A 14,222-nucleotide genomic window follows, 5' to 3' on the forward strand; every position below is an offset into this window, starting at 1 on the left:
GGTGGAACGGTTTGGGTCGGCGGGCGGTTCAGCGGTTCGTTACGACATGCGGCGACCGGGTCCGGACGGGCTCGGCGGGCGGTGCTTACAGTGTGCCTCCGGCGCGAGGGCGCCCGGTGGGGCGCACCGGGTCAGGGCGCATCACGCAGGGCGGCCGCCAGCTCGCCCCACAGGTACGCACTGGTTTCGACACCTTTGAAGAGCAGGTCCAGCTCGACCTTCTCGTTCGGGGCGTGCCAGCCGTCGGACGGGACGGAGATGCCGAGGAACAGCACCGGGGCGCCGAGGACCTCCTGCAGGTCCGCGGCCGGTCCGGAGCCGCCCTCGCGGGTGAAGCGGACGGGCTGCTCGAAGGCGCGGCTCATGGCGCGCACGACGGACTGCAGCGCCGGGTGGTCCAGCGGGGTCAGACACGGGCGCGTGGCGCCGCCGAAGGCGATCTCCTGGCGGATCCCGGCCGGCACCTGATCGGCGGCCCAGGCGCGGACCACCTTCTCGATGTGCGTGGGGTCCTGGCCTGCGACCATCCGGAAGGTGAGCTTCACCATCGCCGAGGACGGGATGATCGTCTTGCTGCCGGGGCCCTGGTAGCCGCCGCCGATGCCGTTGACCTCGGCGGTGGGGCGGGCCCAGATGCGCTCCAGGGTGGAGTAGCCCGCCTCGCCGTGGCCGGCGTACGACTTGGCCGTGCCCAGCCAGCGCTGCTCGTCGAAGGGCAGCTCGGCGAACAGTTCGCGCTCGCGGTCGGTCAGCTCGACGACACCGTCGTAGAAGCCGGGGATCGCCACGCGTGCGTGCTCGTCGTGCAGCGCGGCGACCAGGCGGGCGGCGACGGTGGCCGGGTTGGGCACGGCACCGCCGAAGGAGCCGGAGTGGATGTCCTGGTCCGGGCCGTACAGGCGGATCTCGCACTCGGCGAGGCCGCGCATGCCGGTGCACACCGTCGGGGTGTCCTCGGCCCACATGCCGGTGTCGGAGACGATCACGGTGTCGGCGGCGAGCCGGCCGGCGCGCTCCTCGACGAGGGCGCGGAAGTGCGGGGAGCCGGATTCCTCCTCGCCCTCGATCAGCAGCTTGAGGTGGACGGCCGGGGCGCTGCGGCCGGTCGCAGCGAGGTGGGCACGCACTCCGAGGCTGTGGAAGAAGACCTGGCCCTTGTCGTCGGCGGCGCCCCGCGCGTACAGGCGGCCGTCGCGCACGACCGGCTCGAACGGCTCGCTGTCCCAGCCGTCCTCGCGGGCGGCGGGCTGCACGTCGTGATGGCCGTAGACGAGGACGGTGGGGGCCTGGGGGTCGTCACAGGGCCACTCGGCGAAGACGGCGGGCGCGCCCTGGGTCGGCCAGACCTCGGCGGTCGGGAAGCCGGTCTCCTTCAGCTTGGCGGCGAGCCAGTCGGCGCTGCGGATTACATCGGGAGCATGGTCGGGCTGGGCCGACACGGACGGGATGCGCAGCCACGCGGACAGGTCGTCGAGGAAGGCGGCACGGTGCTGCTCGATGTACTGGCGGACGGCGCTGTCCGGGGTCTGGCTCATGGTCACGAGCCTATCGGCACCCGGTGACCTCCTGGCTGGGCGGTTCGTCACACCTTCACGTACGCGTTCCGGCCTCGGCGGCCGGTTCCGCCACGAGGATCCGCTCCAGCGCGGCGCGGTCCGGCAGATCGTCCGGTCGCACGACCTGTCCGGTACGCACGTACACGAACGCCGCCGTGACCGATTCCACATCGACGCCCTGCTGCTCGGCCCAGGCCAGCCGGTAGACGGCGAGCTGGAGAGGGTCCGCGTCACGGTGGCGGTTGGTCTTCCAGTCGACGATCTCGTACGTCACGTCGTCCCCGGCGCCGTTCCGGTAGACGGCGTCGATGCGGCCGCGGATCACGCGTCCGGCCAGGGACAGCTGGAAGGGCGCCTCCACGCGGTAGGGGGTGCGGTGGGCGTACTCGGTGCGTTCGAAGGCGTCCTTGAGGGCCTGCAGATCGCGTTCGTCGGCGATCTCGGCGTCGCTGCCGGGCAGCTCGTCCGGCTCCAGCAGGGGCAGCGTCAGCGCCTCGAAGCGGGCCTCCACCCACGCGTGGAAGCGGGTGCCCCGGCGGGCGGCCGGCTGCGGGGGACGCGGCATGGGGCGCGCCAGCTCCTGCGCGAAGCCGTCCGGGTCGGCGGCCAGATGCAGCAGCTGCGAGGCGGTCAGCGACGCGGGCAGGGGTACGTCGGTGACGGCCTCGCGGGCGCGCAGGAGTTCACCGGTGAGGGCGTCGAGGTCACGGTCCCAGGAGGCGACGACGCGGGCCTCCTCCGGGGTGAGGGGGCCCTCGGGGGCGAGGCGGTCCGGCGCGTCGGACCCGGCGGCCCGGGTGGCGGGAGGCTCGGGCGCCGTGGCCTGGTGAGGCACCGTCGGACGCTCGGCGGGCCACGCGTCCCAGTCCGTGTCGTCCGCGAACGGGTCGGGTTCGTCGTACGGGGACTCGTCATACGGCGGCTCGTCGTCGGCCGGGGCGTCCTGGAGCGGTTCGTCGTACGGCGGCTCGTCGTTCTCGGGTGGCGGCGGCCAGTCCGGGTCGCCGTACGTGTCCGGGTCGTGCGTGGCCGTCGCCTCACCCGCGGCGAGGGCGTCGAGGTGGGCGAGGACCGTGGCGGCGGCGGCCCGGCGGCGGGCGAGAGCGGCCTCGTCCAGGGGCAGCGGCCACGCCTGCTCGGTCCCGGCCCGCTGCAGGGCGGGGTTCTCCTCGCCCTCCTCGGGCTCGTCGGCCCACGCCTCGATCTCGCCGTACCCGGCGGCGCAGTGCTCGTACAGGGCGAGCAGGAAGTCGGACGGGCCGCGCGGTTTCTTCTGGGTGGGGCCCCACCAGTAGCCGGAGCCCAGCAGCAGGGAGCGGGGGCGGGTGAAGGTGACATATCCGAGGCGGAGTTCCTCGGTGTGCTGGTGGTCCTTCATGGCCTCGTGGAAGGCCTTCATGCCGCGCGCGTCCCACGCCTCCACGTCGGGCAGGGTGTCAGCGTCGCCGCGCAGGGCGTGCGGCAGCACCTTGGCCTGCGCGGTCCACTTCTCACGCCCCTGCCCGCTGGGGAAGGTGCCGGTGACCAGTCCGGGGACGGCGACGACGTCCCACTCCAGGCCCTTGGACTTGTGCGCGGTGAGCACCTTGACGGTGTTCTCCCCGCCGGGCAGGGCGTTGTCGAGGCCCTTTTCGTACTGGGCGGCGGTGCGCAGGAAGCCGAGGAAGGCCAGCAGGGTGGCCTCGCTGTCGTTGGCGGCGAAGGAGGCGGCGACGTCGAGGAAGTTCGACAGCGTCTCGCGGCGGCGGGCGGCCAGCGCGTGCGGGGACGCGGACAGCTCCACCTCCAGGCCGGTGACGGCGAGGACCCGGTGCAGGACGTCCATGAGCGGATCGGACAGGGAGCGGCGCAGGTCGCGCAGTTCGGCGGCGAGGCGGGCGAAGCGCACGCGCGCGTCCGGGGAGAACGGCAGCCCGTCGTCGTCCTCCGCCATGGGCGTTTCGAGGAAGGTGTCGAGGGCGTCAGCGAGCGATATCACCTCCGACGGGTCGACTCCCTCGACCGCTTCGGCGAGACGCCGGTCCGGGTCGTCGCCGTCGCCCACGCGCGTGTGGGACACCAGCAGCCGGGCGCGGCGGCCCAGCAGCGCCAGGTCGCGGGGGCCGATGCGCCAGCGCGGGCCGGTGAGCAGGCGCACCAGGGCGGCGTTGGCGCCGGGGTCCTGGAGGACCTCGCACACGGCGACCAGGTCGGCGACCTCGGGCAGGTGCAGCAGGCCGGACAGGCCGACGACCTCGACGGGGACGTCCCGTGCGACGAGGGCACCCTGGATCTCGGCGAAGTCGTTCGCCGTACGGCACAGGACGGCGATCTCGCCGGGCGCGGTGCCCGTGTGCACGAGGTGGGCGATGGAGTCGGCGATCCAGTCGATCTCCTCGGCGTGGGTGGGCAGCAAGGCGCAGCGGACCATGCCGTCGCGTTCGGCGCCCGGGGCCGGACGCAGGGCCTCCACACCCGCGTGCATCGCGCGCAGCGGCTCGGCGAGGCGGTTGGCGAGGTCGAGGAGGCGGCCGCCGCTGCGGCGGTTCTCGCTGAGCGCCTGCCGGGTGGCGGGGCGGCCGTCGGCGCGCCGGAAGTGGTCGGGGAAGTCGTCGAGGTTGGCGACGGAGGCGCCGCGCCAGCCGTAGATGGCCTGGCAGGGGTCGCCGACGGCGGTGACCGGATGCCCGGTGCCGCCGCCGAAGAGGCCGGCGAGCATCACGCGCTGGGCGACGGAGGTGTCCTGGTACTCGTCGAGGAGCACCACGCGGAACTCCTCGCGCAGCAGCCTTCCCACCTCGGGCAGTCCGCCGAGCTGTGCGGCCAGCGCGATCTGGTCGCCGAAGTCGAGCAGGTCCCGTTCGCGTTTGGCGCCGCGGTAGCGCCGGACCAGGTCGGTCAGTTCCCGGCGGGCCTCAGCGGTCTCGGGGACCTTGCGCAGGTCGGCGTTGGAGAGCTTGGCGCCGCGCAGGGTGAGCAGCAGCTCGGCGTCGTGGGCGCGCAGCGCCTCGGGGCGTACGAGGTGTTCGGCGAGTTCGGCGTCGAGCGCGAGCAGGTCGCTGACCAGGTCGGGGAAGGAGCGGGTGAGCGCCGGGTAGGGGCCGGGGGCCTCGCGCAGCACCCGCGCGGCGAGCTGGAAGCGGCTGGCGTCGGCGAGCAGGCGGGAGGTGGGCTCCAGGCCGAGGCGCAGGCCGTGGTCGGTCAGCAGGCGGCCGGCGAAGGCGTGGTAGGTGGAGATCACCGGCTCGCCGGGCGGGTTGTCCGGGTCGATGTGATCGGGGTCGGTGACACCGGCTTTGATCAGCGCCTTGCGGACGCGTTCGGCGAGTTCGCCCGCCGCCTTGTTGGTGAACGTCAGGCCCAGGACCTGCTCGGGGGCGACCTGGCCGGTGCCGACCAGCCACACCACGCGCGCCGCCATCACCGTGGTCTTGCCGGATCCGGCGCCGGCCACGATCACCTGCGGGGCGGGCGGCGCGGTGATGCAGGCCGTCTGCTCCGGGGTGAACGGGATGCCGAGGAGCTCTTTGAGCTGCTCGGGGTCGGTAATGCGTGCGGACACTCGAAAGAGGCTAGCGGCGGCCACTGACAGCGGGGGCCCGCCTCACCTTCCGGGGCAGAGGAAGCGCAGGTCAGCAGGGAAGGTGCGGTACGTCACGCCGATCACTCGACGACGTGCCGGCCCTCCGGCCGGGCGCTGCACGAGGCCCGGAACGCGCAGTGCGTGCAGTGCTGGCCGGCGGTCGGTGCGAACCGTTCGTCGAGCACCTTGCCGGCCGCCGTGGCCAGCAGCTCACCGACCCACTCCCCCGCCGGCGGCTCCTGCGCCTGCACCTTGGGCAGCGCCTCACCGCCGTCCCGTTTCGCGGCGCCCTGCCGCAGCTGGACCAGCTCCGCGCCGCCCGGCTCGGGGCGCACCCCGTCGAAGGCCTCGTCGACGGCGCCCTCGCGGACGGCGAGCTGGTAGACGGCGAGCTGCGGGTGGCGGGCCACTTCGGCGGAGCTGGGGGCCTGCTTGCCGGTCTTGAAGTCGACGACGTAGGCGCGACCGTCCCCGTCGGCCTCCACGCGGTCCATCTGGCCGCGGATGCGCACCGCGTACTCGCCCGCCTCCAGGGTGACGTCGAAGTCGTGCTCGCTGGCCACCGGGGTGCGGCCGCCGCGGTCCATGACGTGCCACTGCAGGAAGCGTTCCAGCGCCACGCGCGCGTTCTCCTTCTCCTGCTGCGACTTCCACGGCGCGTCGAAGGCGAGCGCGTTCCACACCGTCTCCAGGCGTTCCATCAGCACGGCGAGGTCGGCCGGGGTGTGCCCGGAGGCGACCTCGTCGGCGAGGACGTGAACGACGTTGCCGAAGCCCTGGGCGGCGGTCGCGGGGGCGTCGGCCTTGACCTCGCGGCCCAGGAACCACTGCAGGGCGCACGTGTTGGCGAGCTGGTCCAGGGCGCTGCCGGACAGCACGACGGGCTGGTCGCGGTCGCGCAGCGGCACCTTGGACTCGGTGGGGTCCCACATGCCCCACCAGCGGTAGGGATGCGCGGACGGCACCAGCGGGCGGCCGTCCTGGTCGGCGAGCGCGGCGAGGCGGGCCAGGCGCTGTGCGGCGGCCTTCCGCAGGGCGTCCGAGACCCGCGGGTCGACGGTGGTGGCCCGCAACTCGGCGACCAGGGCGGCGACCGACAGGGGACGGCGCGGGCGGCCCGTGACGTCCTTCGGCTCGACACCGAGTTCGGTGAGGAAACGGGAGGGCTGGTCGCCGTCGTCGGCGGGGGCCTTCACCGCAGTGACTACGAGGCGTTCACGCGCGCGTGTGGCGGCGACGTAGAACAGGCGGCGCTCCTCGGCGAGCAGGGCCGCCGGGGTGAGGGGCTGGGCGAGACCGTCGCGGCCGATGCGGTCGGCCTCCAGCAGGGAGCCGCGTCGGCGCAGGTCCGGCCACAGGCCCTCCTGGACGCCCGCGACGACGACCAGGCGCCACTCCAGTCCCTTGGAGCGGTGCGCGGTCATCAGCCGGACGGCGTCCGTGCGCACGGCGCGCCGGGTGAGGGTGTCGGCGGCGATGTCCTCCGCCTCGATCTGTTCGAGGAAGTTCAGCGCGCCCCGGCCGCCGGTGCGCTCCTCCGCGCGCGCGGCGGTCGCGAACAGCGCGCACACCGCGTCCAGGTCGCGGTCGGCGTTGCGGCCGGCCGCGCCGCCGCGCCGGGCGGCCCGCTCCAGGCGCCCGGGCCACGGTGTGCCCTCCCACAGGTCCCACAGCGCCTCCTCGGCGGTGCCGCCTCCTGCCAGGCGCTCGCGAGCCATGCGCAGCAGCGCACCGAGGCGCTGGGCGCCACGCGCGTACGTCGGGTCGTGCACGGCCAGCCGTTCCGGTTCGGCGAGGGCGCGGGCGAGCAGGTCGTCGGAGGGCGGCGGCAGCGGGTTGCCGGCGGCGCGTTCCTCCTCGCGCAGGGCGCGCCCGAGGCGGCGCAGGTCGGCGGCGTCCATGCCGGCGAGCGGGGAGGCGAGCAGGGTGAGGGCGGTCTCGGTGTCGAGCCAGCAGGGGGCCGCGACGGGTGCGTTGTCGGGGGCCTGGGGGGCGTCGTCGCCGGGGTCGTGGGAGGAGTCCGCGTCGTCGTGGTCCTGCGGCGCGTCGGCGTCAGGGCCCTGCGGTGCTTCGGCGTCGTCGGCACCCTCCGGAGCGTCGGCCTCCGTCGCCTCGCCAGCCTCATGAGTCTCGCCGGTCTCAGCAATCTCGCCGGCTTCGCCGGACTCAATGGTCTCTCCGGGCCCGGGGAGCTCGGAGGCCCCATCGGCCTCCGCCATGGCAACTGCCCGCAGGGCCGCCAGCAGGGGCGCCACGGCTGGTTCGTGGCGCAGGGGCAGGTCGTCGCCGTCGATGTCCAGCGGGACGCCCGCGGCGGTGAGGGCGCGACGGACCGCCGGGATGGTCCGCGCACCCGCGCGCACCAGGACGGCCATGTCACGCCAGGGGACGCCGTCCTCCAGATGGGCGCGGCGCAGGATGTCGGCGATGTTGTCCAGCTCCGTGCCGGCCGTCGGGTACGTGTACACCTCGACGCGGCCGCCGTCGTGCACCGGCCTCAGCTCGCGGTGGGCACGCACCTTGTCGGCGGGCAGCCGGGTCAGCGGCATCCGCTGCGTGATCAGCCGGGTGGCGGCGAGCAGTGCCGCGCCGGAGCGGCGGGAGGTGCGCAGCACCGCGACGGGGGCGGGGTGGCCGTCCGCGCGCGGGAAGGCGTGCGGAAAGTCGAGGATGCCGTTCACGTCGGCGCCCCGGAAGGCGTAGATCGACTGGTCGGGGTCGCCGAAGGCCACGAGGTCGCGTCCGCCGCCGGCGAGCGCGCGCAGCAGCCGTACCTGCGCCGGGTCGGTGTCCTGGTACTCGTCGACGTACACGGCGTCGTACCGGGCGGCCAGCTCGCGGGCGACTTCCGGGCGGCGGGCGAGGAGCACCGCGCGGTGGACCAGTTCGGCGTAGTCGAGAACGCCCTGCAGGTCCAGTACGTCCAGGTACTCGGCGAGGAAGGCGGCGGCCGCCCGCCAGTCGGGGCGGCCGATGCGGCGCGCGAAGGCGTCCAGTGCGTCGGGCCCGAGTCCGAGTTCCCGGCTGCGGGCGAGGACGGCGCGGACCTCGTCGGCGAAGCCGCGCGTGGTCAGGCAGGCACGCAGCTCGTCCGGCCAGCGCACGTGCGCGAGGCCGAGCTTCTCCAGGTCGATCTCGCCGGCGAGCAGCTCGCGGACGGTGACGTCCTGCTCGGGGCCGGACAGCAGCCGCAGGGGCTCGGCGAACAGTTCGCTGTCCTGGTGGGCGCGGACCAGGGCGTAACAGAAGGAGTGGAAGGTGGTCGCCCTGGGTGCGCGCGCCGCCCCCATGCGCAGCGCCATGCGGTCGCGCAGTTCGACGGCGGCCTTGCGGCTGAACGTCAGCACGAGCACGCGCGCGGGGTCGCCGCCGCGGGCGACACGGGCGGCGACGGACTCGACGAGGGTGGTGGTCTTCCCGGTGCCGGGACCTGCGAGTACCAGCAGCGGGCCGGTGTCGTGGTCAACCACGGCGCGCTGGGCGGCGTCCAGACGAGGGGGGTCCGGACGGTGTGGCGGGGTACGCAGGAGTCGGTAGGCGCCACGGCTCCCCTGGCGCACCTGGGGGTGCGGCAGGCGCCTGGTGGAGGAAGAGGAGCTCACGTGGTTCGCCGGTCCTGGTGGGTGTGCTGGGTGTGCGACCACCCGCGCGTGCACGGTGGTGGCCTCGGGACGAGGGGGACGCGCGCAGGCGACGCTACGCCGGGCGGTCGGGCGGAAGCAGGACTTCCGCTTCTTCCCCTCCGACGCTCGCGACGCTCACGCCACGCGAGTCCCTCGCCCCTCGAACGTACGTCATGCCACGGTTGTGCCCTTGTTCACCCATACGGGTCACAGGTCACACCTGGGGGCGCTGCATGGCGGAAGCTGTCAGATGTGAGCGTCAGCGCGTCCGCCGCCGTCCCACCGCGCGCGTTTCATGTCGAGGCGCGGCAGATGCCCCTGCGCGGCCCGGCTCGCCTCCTTCAGCGGTGTGCCCTCCGCCCGGTAGTGCCCGAGCGCCCGCTGCTCGTGTCCCGGCAGCAGCACCCCGTCGGACCGCACCACGCGCCACCACGGGACGGCGCCCCCGTAGAGCGACATCACCCGCCCGACCTGGCGGGGTCCGCCCTCCTCAAGCCACTCGGCGACATCCCCGTACGTCATGACGCGCCCCGGCGGGATCAGCTCGGCGACCTCGAGGACCCGCTCGGCGTACTCCGGGAGCGCGCCGGCGTCCTCGGGGCGGGCGGCGGCGTACTCCGGACGGGCCTCGTCCGGCAGGCTCTGCTCGCTCATTCGTCCCATCCTGCACCACCCCACCGACAGCGTGACCGACTCCACACGGTGGGTGATCCCCGCCCTGGAGGGCGCTTCGGGCAGACTGTGCGCCCCCTCATCTTCACCCGCATCTGCACCCTGATGCCCCCGTGTGTCGGTGGGGCATGCCACCATCGTGCGGGCGGTGACCGGTGATACGAGATCAAGAAGAGGCGATGAAGCAGCAGGGCGTGCACCCCGGGGACGCGGAGGGCACCTCTGACGCTGCGTCGCGCCCGGGCACCGGCGGCAGTGGTGACGGCAGCGGTGACAAGAGCGGCGAGGCCGCATACACCGGTGAGGGCCGCGAGCCCGCGAACGCCGGCCAGGACGACGAGCCCACGAACGGCGACCAGCCCGTGCGGCGCACGAAGAACAGGGACACCCCGGACGCCTCGCGCGGCGGTGACGAGGCAGGTGACGTGACGCACATCGACGAGGTGGAGGGCGACGAACCGCTGCTCCCCGCGCGCGTGCACCGCCCCTCCGACCTGATGCGGCTGGCGGTGGGCGTGCTCGCCGTCGTCGTCCTGCTGGGCATCGCCGCGTTCGCCCACGGCACCACCTCCGGCCTCGAACAGGACATCAACAAGGGCACCGGGCAGGCGCCCGACCTGCTCATCAAGATCGCCGGCCTGGCCTCCAGCATCGCGATCCTGCTGGTGCCCGTCGCCTTCGCGATCGAGCGGCTGATCAAGCGGGACGGGCTGCGCATCGCGGACGGCGTTCTCGCGGCCGTCCTCGCGCACGGCGTCACGCTGGCCACCGATCTCTGGGTCGCCAAGGCCGCCCCCGACTCCATCCAGGAGGCGCTCACCCAGCCCTCCCCCGGCGACATCCACGCGCTGACCGACCCGGTGCACGGCTACCTCGCCCCGGTCATCGCCTACATGACAGCCGTCGGCATGTCCCGCAGGCCGCGCTGGCGGGCCGTGCTGTGGATCGTGCTGCTCCTCGACGCCTTCTCGATGCTCGTCACGGGCTACACGACACCGTTCTCGATCATCCTGACGGTGCTCATCGGCTGGACCGTGGCCTACGGCACCCTGTACGCGGTCGGCTCGCCCAACGTCCGCCCCACCGGCCGCACCCTGATGGCCGGCCTGCGGACCGTGGGTTTCCACCCCGTCAGCGCCGCCCGCGAGGAGGCGCCGGAGGCCGCCGAGAACGGCGACCGCGGCCGGCGCTACTTCGTCACCCTGGAGGACGGCCCGCCGCTGGACGTCACGGTCGTCGACCGCGAACAGCAGGCCCAGGGCTTCTTCTACCGCGCCTGGCGCAACCTGACGCTGCGCGGTTTCGCCACCCGCAGCAGCCTGCAGTCGCTGCGCCAGGCCCTGGAGCAGGAGGCGCTGCTCGCCTACGCCGCGATCGCCGCCGGCGCCAACGCGCCCAAGCTGATCGCCACCTCCGAGCTCGGGCCCGACGCCGTCATGCTGGTCTACGAACACACCGGCGGACGCACCCTGGACTCGCTGGCCGACGAGGAGATCACCGACGAGCTGCTGCTCAACGCCTGGCACCAGCTACGCGCCCTGCAGTCACGGCGCATCGCGCACCGCAGGCTGGCCGGTGACGCGATCCTGGTGGATCGTTCCGGCAGAGTGATCCTCACCGACCTGCGCGGCGGTGAGATCGCGGCCGGTGATCTGCTGCTGCGCATGGACGTCGCCCAGCTGGTGACCACGCTGGGCCTGCGGGTGGGCGCCGAGCGGGCGGTTGCCTCCGCGGTGAGCGTCCTCGGCCCCGACACCGTGGCCGACTGCCTGCCGATGCTCCAGCCGATCGCGCTGACCCGCTCCACGCGCGCGACGCTGCGCAGGCTGGCACGCGAGCGTGCCCAGCGCGAGCGCGAGGCGGTCCTGGAAGCCGCCAAGCACGCCAAGCAGATCCGTGCCGAGGTCCACGAAGAGGGCGCGAGCCTGCCGGACGAGGCCGACAAGAAGGCCGTACGGGCGCATGCACGAGCCGAGAAGCGGGCCGTCGACGAGGCGCTGGAGGAGGCGCGCGCGGAGGCCCGTGAGGAGGATCTGCTCAGTCAGATCCGCCACGAAGTCCTGTTGATCAGGCCGCAGGCGCCGGTCGAGCCCGCCCGGTTGGAGCGGGTGCGGCCGCGCACGCTGATCAGCTTCATCGCCGGCGCCATCGGCGCGTACTTCCTGCTCACCCAGCTCACCCACATCGAGTTCGGACCGCTCGTGGCCAACGCCCAGTGGGGCTGGGTGGCCGCGGCAGTGCTGTTCTCCGCGGTGAGCTATGTCGCCGCGGCGATGAGCCTGCTGGGCTTCGTGCCCGAGCGGGTGCCGTTCCCCAGGACGGTGGCCGCGCAGGTCGCCGGGTCCTTCGTGAAGATCGTCGCTCCCCCCGCCGTGGGCGGCGTCGCCCTGAACACCCGCTTCCTGCAGCGCGCGGGGGTGCGGCCGGGGCTCGCGGTGGCGAGCGTGGGCGCCTCGCAGTTGTTCGGCCTCGGCGCGCACATCCTGATGCTGCTGTCGTTCGGCTATCTGACCGGCACCGAGAAGACGCCGTCGTTGTCGCCGTCCCGCACGGTCATCGCGGGTCTGCTGACCGTCGCGGTCCTCGTCCTCGTGGTGACGTCGGTGCCGTTCATGCGCAAGTTCATCGTCACGCGCGTGCGGTCGCTGTTCGCGGGCGTCATTCCGCGCATGCTCGACGTGCTGCAGCGGCCGCAGAAGCTCGTCACCGGCATCGGCGGCATGCTGCTGCTCACCGCCTGCTTCGTGATGTGCCTGGACGCCTCCATCCGCGCCTTCGGCGACGGCTCGGCCTCGCTGAGCATCGCCAGCGTCGCCGTCGTCTTCCTCGCCGGCAACGCTCTCGGATCGGCCGCGCCGACCCCGGGCGGTGTCGGCGCCGTCGAGGCGTCCCTGACGCTGGGCCTGATCGCCGTCGGACTGCCCAAGGAGGTCGCCGCGCCCTCCGTACTGCTGTTCCGGCTGCTCACGCTGTGGCTTCCGGTGCTGCCCGGCTGGCTGGCGTTCAACCAGCTCACGCGCAAGGGAGCGCTGTAGGACTCGCGAGGAGAGTCGCGGGGCCCCCGCAAAAGCGCTGCCGCCCTGCGTCCCCCCAACGGCCCGCGCCCCGCGCGCGTGGGCGGGCGTGACCGCACGATGGGATCATGCCCAACCCCTCCCGGCTGCGCGCCGCCGCCCTGACCGCCACCGCCCTGCTGCTGTCGGCAGCCCTGACGGCCTGCGGTGACGACAACAAGGACGAGGACCTGACGGACCAGAAGCTGAGCTGGAAGGACTGCCCCGCCCCCTCGCAGGCGGAGGGCGGCGGCAACGCTCCCTCCGCGCTGCCGAACGGCGGCCAGTGGCAGTGCGCGACCATGAAGGCCCCCCTCGACTGGGCCAAGCCCAAGGGCGACACGATCGGCATCGCGCTCATCCGGGCCAAGGCCAGCGGCCCGCAGAACCGGCGCATCGGCTCGCTGATCTTCAACTTCGGCGGCCCCGGCGGCTCCGGCGTGACCACGCTGCCCGCCTTCGGCCAGGACTACGCCACCCTGCGCACCCGCTTCGACCTGGTCAGCTTCGACCCGCGCGGGGTGGGCCGCAGCGCGCCGGTCAAGTGCGAGGACGATCAGCAGCTGGACGCCTACTTCCAGCAGGACGCCACTCCCGACGACACCGCCGAGCGCACGACGTACCTCGACAACACGAAAGACTTCAATTCGGCGTGCGCACACAACTCCAAGCGGGTCCTGCCGCATGTGCGCACCACGGACGCGGCCCGCGACATGGACCTGATGCGCCAGGTCCTCGGCGACGCCAAGCTGTACTACTTCGGCATCTCCTACGGCACCGAGCTGGGCGGCGTCTACGCCCACCTGTTCCCACGGCACGTCGGACGGGCCGTGTTCGACGCGGTCGTCGACCCGACGCAGAACGCCGAGCAGGGCGCGCTCGGCCAGGCCGAGGGCTTCCAGCTCGCCCTGGACAACTTCGCGAAGGACTGCACCTCCAAGACGGAGGACTGCCCGCTCGGGGACACGCCGCAGGCCGTCAAGGACCGCATCGCCACGTTTCTGAGGGACCTGGACCGCAAGCCGATCCCGGGTATCTTCCCGCGCCAGCTGACCCAGACCGCCGCCACCAACGGCATCGCGCAGGCCCTGTACTCCAAGGACTTCTGGGAGTACCTCACCGAGGGACTGCAGGAGGCCTACAGCGGCAACGGCAGGATCCTCATGGCCCTGTCCGACTCGATGAACGGGCGCAACGAGAACGGTGAGTACAGCAACATCACCGCCGCCAACGTCTCCATCAACTGCGCCGACGACAAAGCCCGCTACACCGCCGACTACGTGCAGAAGAAGCTGCCCGCCTTCCGGGCCGCCTCGCCGCTGTTCGGCGACTTCCTGGCCTGGTCCATGGTCAGCTGCACCGACTGGGCGGTGCCCGGCGCCTCCGACCACCCCGACGTCAGCGCGCCCGGCTCGGCCCCGATCCTCGTCGTGGGCAACACCGGCGACCCGGCCACGCCGTACGAGGGCGCCCGCAAGATGGTCGACGCCCTGGGCAAGGGCGTGGGAGTGGAGCTGACGTACAAGGGACAGGGACACGGCGCCTACGACAGCAAGAACAAATGCGTGCAGTCCGCGGTCAACGGCTATCTGCTGGACGGGAAGGTACCGCCGGCCGGCACGGTCTGCTCGTGACCCAGCATCGGGCCAAAGACGCAGGTCACAGGGTTATCCACAGGCTCCACCCGGACCCGCCCGGTCCACCTACGATGGCCTGACCGCCGTTCGCCGCCCGGTGCGGACGGTCCACGAGGGGG

6 protein-coding genes are annotated in these 14,222 nt (G+C 73.2%); 2 read left to right on the forward strand and 4 right to left on the reverse strand.

What is annotated here, in order from left to right; genetic code table 11:
- Positions 1 to 131: 131 nt before the first annotated feature.
- The 4 genes from AB0J12_RS04395 to AB0J12_RS04410 form a co-directional block, all read right to left on the reverse strand.
- Positions 132 to 1,535 carry a dipeptidase gene (locus AB0J12_RS04395; protein ID WP_363262652.1) on the reverse strand — a complete coding sequence of 468 codons (1,404 nt, stop codon included), beginning with the start codon at positions 1,533 to 1,535 and terminating at the stop codon, positions 132 to 134.
- Positions 1,536 to 1,590: 55 nt separating this feature from the next.
- Entirely contained in the window at positions 1,591 to 5,097 is a 3,507-nt protein-coding gene (locus tag AB0J12_RS04400; RefSeq protein ID WP_363262653.1) for a UvrD-helicase domain-containing protein, read from the reverse strand.
- Between the two features lie 101 nt (positions 5,098 to 5,198).
- Positions 5,199 to 8,720: an ATP-dependent DNA helicase gene (locus AB0J12_RS04405; protein WP_363262654.1), complete on the reverse strand. Its 3,522-nt coding sequence runs from the start codon at positions 8,718 to 8,720 to the stop codon at positions 5,199 to 5,201.
- Positions 8,721 to 8,987: 267 nt separating this feature from the next.
- A complete protein-coding gene (locus AB0J12_RS04410; protein ID WP_363262655.1) occupies positions 8,988 to 9,395 on the reverse strand; it encodes an MGMT family protein in 408 nt (135 codons plus the stop codon).
- 197 nt (positions 9,396 to 9,592) lie between these two features.
- Here AB0J12_RS04410 and AB0J12_RS04415 point away from each other — a divergent pair, with 197 nt between their 5' ends.
- Both AB0J12_RS04415 and AB0J12_RS04420 read left to right on the forward strand, forming a co-directional pair.
- The gene (locus tag AB0J12_RS04415) at positions 9,593 to 12,448 is read left to right on the forward strand and encodes a lysylphosphatidylglycerol synthase transmembrane domain-containing protein (RefSeq protein ID WP_363262656.1); all 2,856 of its coding nucleotides are present in this window, start codon (positions 9,593 to 9,595) and stop codon (positions 12,446 to 12,448) included.
- A gap of 107 nt (positions 12,449 to 12,555) precedes the next feature.
- On the forward strand, positions 12,556 to 14,100 hold the full coding sequence (locus AB0J12_RS04420) for an alpha/beta hydrolase (protein ID WP_363262658.1): 1,545 nt from the start codon (positions 12,556 to 12,558) through the stop codon (positions 14,098 to 14,100).
- The last annotated feature ends 122 nt before the right edge of the window (positions 14,101 to 14,222 follow it).

The sequence above is a fragment of the Streptomyces sp. NPDC049915 genome (genome assembly GCF_040656475.1).
Lineage (GTDB): Bacteria > Actinomycetota > Actinomycetes > Streptomycetales > Streptomycetaceae > Streptomyces.

What these genes read in the sequence shown, in the direction of transcription:
- AB0J12_RS04420 (WP_363262658.1), top strand. Translation starts at nt 12,556, where the DNA reads ATGCCCAACCCCTCCCGGCTGCGCGCCGCCGCCCTGACCGCCACCGCC.
- AB0J12_RS04410 (WP_363262655.1), bottom strand. Translation starts at nt 9,395, where the DNA reads ATGAGCGAGCAGAGCCTGCCGGACGAGGCCCGTCCGGAGTACGCCGCC.
- AB0J12_RS04395 (WP_363262652.1), bottom strand. Translation starts at nt 1,535, where the DNA reads ATGAGCCAGACCCCGGACAGCGCCGTCCGCCAGTACATCGAGCAGCAC.
- AB0J12_RS04415 (WP_363262656.1), top strand. Translation starts at nt 9,593, where the DNA reads ATGAAGCAGCAGGGCGTGCACCCCGGGGACGCGGAGGGCACCTCTGAC.